Origin of the sequence: uncultured Mucilaginibacter sp. (assembly GCF_903913935.1) — a bacterium.
Taxonomy (GTDB): Bacteria; Bacteroidota; Bacteroidia; order Sphingobacteriales; family Sphingobacteriaceae; genus Mucilaginibacter.
Genome location: NZ_CAIWNH010000019.1, coordinates 1 through 4,580, shown reverse-complemented (window position 1 = coordinate 4,580; position 4,580 = coordinate 1). Strand labels below are relative to the sequence as shown.

5 protein-coding genes are annotated in these 4,580 nt (G+C 43.9%); all 5 read left to right on the top strand.

Annotated elements, in window-relative coordinates; all coding sequences use genetic code 11:
• A partial coding sequence (locus tag QZY09_RS00750) for a DUF1801 domain-containing protein (RefSeq protein WP_295666831.1) occupies positions 1 to 387 on the top strand: 387 nt, incomplete at its 5' end.
• Positions 388 to 519: 132 nt separating this feature from the next.
• Positions 520 to 2,148, top strand: coding sequence for an acyl-CoA carboxylase subunit beta (locus tag QZY09_RS00745; protein WP_295666828.1), 1,629 nt, complete (start codon positions 520 to 522; stop codon positions 2,146 to 2,148).
• Positions 2,149 to 2,491: 343 nt separating this feature from the next.
• Positions 2,492 to 2,956: a hypothetical protein gene (locus QZY09_RS00740; protein ID WP_295666825.1), complete on the top strand. Its 465-nt coding sequence runs from the start codon at positions 2,492 to 2,494 to the stop codon at positions 2,954 to 2,956.
• Positions 2,957 to 3,027: 71 nt separating this feature from the next.
• Positions 3,028 to 4,203, top strand: coding sequence for a dipeptidase (locus QZY09_RS00735; protein WP_295666822.1), 1,176 nt, complete (start codon positions 3,028 to 3,030; stop codon positions 4,201 to 4,203).
• Between the two features lie 30 nt (positions 4,204 to 4,233).
• Positions 4,234 to 4,580, top strand: a 347-nt coding sequence (locus QZY09_RS00730) for a hypothetical protein (protein WP_295666820.1), incomplete at its 3' end; no start/stop codon positions are given.

Below are 4,580 nucleotides of genomic sequence, written 5' to 3'. Positions count from 1 at the left end.
TTATGGTTAAGGGAACTTGTTTGGGAGCTTTATCCCAATGCCAATGAGCTTATTTACGACAATTACAATACAGTGGCATTTGGCTGGTCGCCAACGGATAAGGCCGGCGATGTTTTTTGCAGTATCGCTGTTTTTAAAGGCCATGTTAATTTTGGCTTTAACCGGGGATCTGAAATTCCGGATCGTAAAAAAATACTATTGGGCGATGCCAGCCTTTACCGCTATATTAAGGTGAAAGATAAAGCTGATTTCCCGGTAGAAGACATTAAACAACTACTGGAAATGGCTTATAAGAATTCCATATCGCGATTGAAACCGCAGAAAAAGATCATAAAAGGCGAGACTATTGTGAAATCTATTTCGCCGGTGAAGAGAAGACCGGTGTAGTTAGAGATTAGCGGATGGTGAATTGAGATTAGGTCGCTGCAAGGATATTTTAAAAATTCCAATTCCCAATCTATAACTGCTAATCGCTAACTTGCGACTAATCTCTAATTACTAATTTCCAGCCGCTAACCCATGGATATCGAATTCAATAAAAACGAAGACATTAACAAGCAATTGGTTTACGACCTGAACGTGCGCCTGAAAAAGATTTATTTGGGCGGCGGTGAAAAGGCAATAGCAAAGCATAAGGAAAAAGGCAAAATGCTAGCCCGTGAGCGGGTGAGTTATTTAATTGACGCTGATAAGCCATGGTTGGAGATTGGCGCGTTTGCCGGTGACGGCTTGTATGCCGAACACGGGGGGTGTCCGTCAGGCGGCGTTGTATGCGGCATCGGTTATGTGTCTGGCAGGCAATGTGTTATTGTAGCCAATGATGCCACGGTGAAAGCCGGTGCCTGGTTCCCGATCACCGCGAAAAAGAACCTCAGGGCCCAGGAAATAGCCATGGAAAACCGTTTGCCTGTTATTTACCTGGTTGATTCGGCCGGGGTTTACTTGCCTTTGCAGGATGAAATTTTCCCGGATAAAGAACATTTTGGCCGCATTTTTCGCAATAATGCCATCATGAGCAGTATGGGCATCATCCAGATCTCCGCGATAATGGGCCCTTGCGTGGCAGGCGGCGCTTATTTGCCTATCATGAGCGATGAAGCAATGATTGTTGAAGGAACAGGGTCGGTGTTTTTGGCGGGATCATATTTAGTGAAATCTGCAATTGGCGAGGAGGTAGATAATGAAACGCTTGGCGGTGCAACCACCCAATGCGAAATATCCGGCGTTACGGATTATAAACATCCGAATGATAAAGCCTGCCTCGATTCCATTAAAAACATTATAGGTATGGTGGGCGATTTTGTTAAAGCAGGTTTCGACCGTATTAAACCGGCAGCGCCAAAGCTCGACCCCAAAGATATTTACGGTTTGTTGCCCGATAACCGCGAGAAAGCCTATGATATGATGGAAATATTGCTTCGCCTGCTGGATAATTCAGAGTTTAAGGAATATAAAGCAGGGTATGGGCAATCTATCATTTGCGGCCTGGGCCGTGTGGATGGCTGGGCAGTTGGTATCGTCGCCAATGAACGCAAAGTGATCAAATCAAAAAAAGGGGAGATGCAATTTGGCGGAGTGATCTATTCAGATTCGGCAGACAAGGCCACCCGGTTTATCATGAATTGTAACCAAAAGAAGATCCCGCTGGTTTTTTTGCAGGATGTTACCGGCTTTATGGTCGGCAGCCGTGCCGAACATGGTGGCATTATTAAGGACGGCGCCAAAATGGTGAACGCGGTGGCAAATTCTGTAGTGCCCAAATTTACTATCGTGATCGGTAACTCCTATGGGGCAGGTAACTACGCCATGTGCGGCAAGGCCTATGATCCCCGTTTAATTTATGCCTGGCCAAGTGCTAAAATTGCGGTAATGGGCGGCGGCTCGGCGGCCAAAACATTGGTACAGATCCAGGCGGCAGGTTTGAAAGCCAGGGGCGAGGAAGTTGATGCCGCAAAAGAAGCGCAATTATTAAAGGAAATCACAGATAGATATAACAGCCAAACAACGCCGTTTTATGCCGCAGCCAGGCTTTGGGTTGATGGCATCATTGATCCGCTGGAAACACGTAAAGTGATCTCGATGGGGATTGAAGCGGCCAACCATGCGCCTATTGAAAAGGCGTTTAATGTGGGGATTATACAGACCTGATAATGTGCGGATGTGCAGATTTCAGATGTGCAGATGAAGAAATAGATGTTGTAGAGACGCGATGCTTCGCGTCTCCCGCTGACAGGTTGGGTGCATTTACGCTCCGGATTTTTCGTTTGCAATTCGTACATTATGGTCATAGACGCGATGCATCGCGTCTCTACGCGACCCCGGATATGAAATCAGCGAAATCATAAAAATCAATTTTAATCTGTGATTTTTAGTTTAACATCATTTAACGTTTTGCATAAAAGGCATTCCGTAGGTTTATTTGATGAAGATATTGCCTCTGCTTTACTTAATTTTATTAAGCTCATTTACGTATTCTCAAAAGGTCACCCGAATGAAACGGGCATCCATATATTCAGCCCGCATTTGGGGCGATGATTTTCAGGGCGTTGTATTTAACAATAAATTTAAGAGTACAGACACATCTAAACAACAGGTATTCACACCGGGAAAAACAGATATTGAATTGGTGGAGAATTGCCTGAGGCGAGGTCTTGATACGCTTGTCTCGACACCTACCTATAACTTTTCGGGCAAAAGTATGGTTGATTCTATTGCCGGAAAAACAGTGTTTCCAAACCTTACATATTATGTGCGCCAGTATTTTGGATATGTAAACGAAAAGGGAGAAAAAATTATACTGGTAAATAGCTTTTACCAATATAGCCATATATATGCAGATCGTAAATATTGGTTAAAGCAAATGGTTAATGTATATGATGGAGGTAAAGCATTTTGGCATGTTAAAGTAAATCTGCATACTGAGCAATTATTCGATCTTTATATAAATGGCATTTGATAAAGCGTCGATTTTGTAAAATCATGAAGACGTCAGGCATTCCATTTACAAATAATTCTTATCTTCAACACATGAAAAAACTGCTCCTGCTCCTGCCACTGCTACTAATGCTAAAGGTAAACGCGCAAAACGCAAACGAGACCCACCAACGTGCTATTTTGATCGATACGCACAACGATGTGCTCTCCAACGAATTGATCAATAAACTGGATATCGGCAAATTGCAAACTACCGGTAATTTTGATTTGGTACGCGCCAAAAAGGGTGGCCTGGATGCGCAGGTGTTTTCTATCTGGTGCGGGCCGCAATATGGTAAGGGCACTGCCTTTAAATTTGCTAACCGCGAAATTGATTCGCTTTATGCTTTAATAGCCAGGTACCCTTTTAGGATAACATTGGTCCGAAATTCAGCACAGCTATTGCAGGCGGTAAAAGAAAACAAAATGGCTGCGTTAATTGGTGTTGAAGGCGGCCACATGATAGAGGACAGGATGGATTATATTGATAGCCTGGCCAAACGGGGCATGTGCTATTTAACCCTCACCTGGAACAACAGTACCTCGTGGGCCAGCTCTGCTGCCGACGAAACTACTAACAGGGCGGGCTTAAAACATGTGGGCCTTACCGCTTATGGTAAACAGATCATCCATCATTTAAACGACCTGGGCGTAATGATCGACCTTTCGCACCCGGGCGAACAAACGTTTTATGATGTTCTCGCCACTACAACCAAACCGGTTATTGCATCCCATAGCTGCTCCTACACTTTAGATCCTTTCAGGCGCAACCTGAAAGATGCACAGTTAAAGGCGCTGGCAAAAAATGGCGGCGTCGTATTTGTAAACTTTTTCAGCGGATTTGTAGACAGTACCTTCTTTGGGAAAAATGATGTATTCCTCAAAAAATACAAAGTACAGTTGGATTCCCTCACTAAAATTTACCATGATGAAGATTTAGCAACAGACCAGCTTTTCGCCATGCATAAAACTGAATCGGATGCTTTACGCCCGCCCCTAAGTCTGCTGATCAAACACATCGATTACATCGCCAAACTGATCGGCGTTGACCACGTAGGTATAGGCTCCGATTTTGACGGCGCGCCATCGTACCCATTAGGGATGGATGATGTAAGGGATTACCCGAAAATCACCGCTGAACTTTTAAAGCTGGGTTATACCGAAAGCGATATTAATAAGATACTAGGCGGTAATTTTTTAAGGGTGTTGAAGGCAAATAAAGGAGAATAGTTATATTTATAGCGCCCTATTGCAATTCACATGTCAAAGCTTTTCTTCGTGTTATTTCTGTTAGTATTTGCTTCTTTTTTTGCTGAGGCCCAGTCAGGCCGCGTTTATCTTACCGGAAGCGGCGAAATAACTACCAATACGCAACTTGCCACATCCTATGCTGAAATTACACAATTACCCGGCGATTCCGCCTGGATGGTAAAGCAATTTGATTTAAAGGGCGGTCCATTAAGTGTGGGTTATTATAAGGATGCACAAATGACCATACCACACGGGAAGTTTACTTATTATCATAAAGTCGCTAGCGGGCCCGGATTCGTTTTTAATGGGAAACAGGTTGTTGATAGCGTTAATTGTGTGTTGAGCTCGGGTTATTA

What these genes read in the sequence shown, in the direction of transcription:
- QZY09_RS00745 (WP_295666828.1), top strand. Translation starts at nt 520, where the DNA reads ATGGATATCGAATTCAATAAAAACGAAGACATTAACAAGCAATTGGTT.
- QZY09_RS00740 (WP_295666825.1), top strand. Translation starts at nt 2,492, where the DNA reads ATGAAACGGGCATCCATATATTCAGCCCGCATTTGGGGCGATGATTTT.
- QZY09_RS00735 (WP_295666822.1), top strand. Translation starts at nt 3,028, where the DNA reads ATGAAAAAACTGCTCCTGCTCCTGCCACTGCTACTAATGCTAAAGGTA.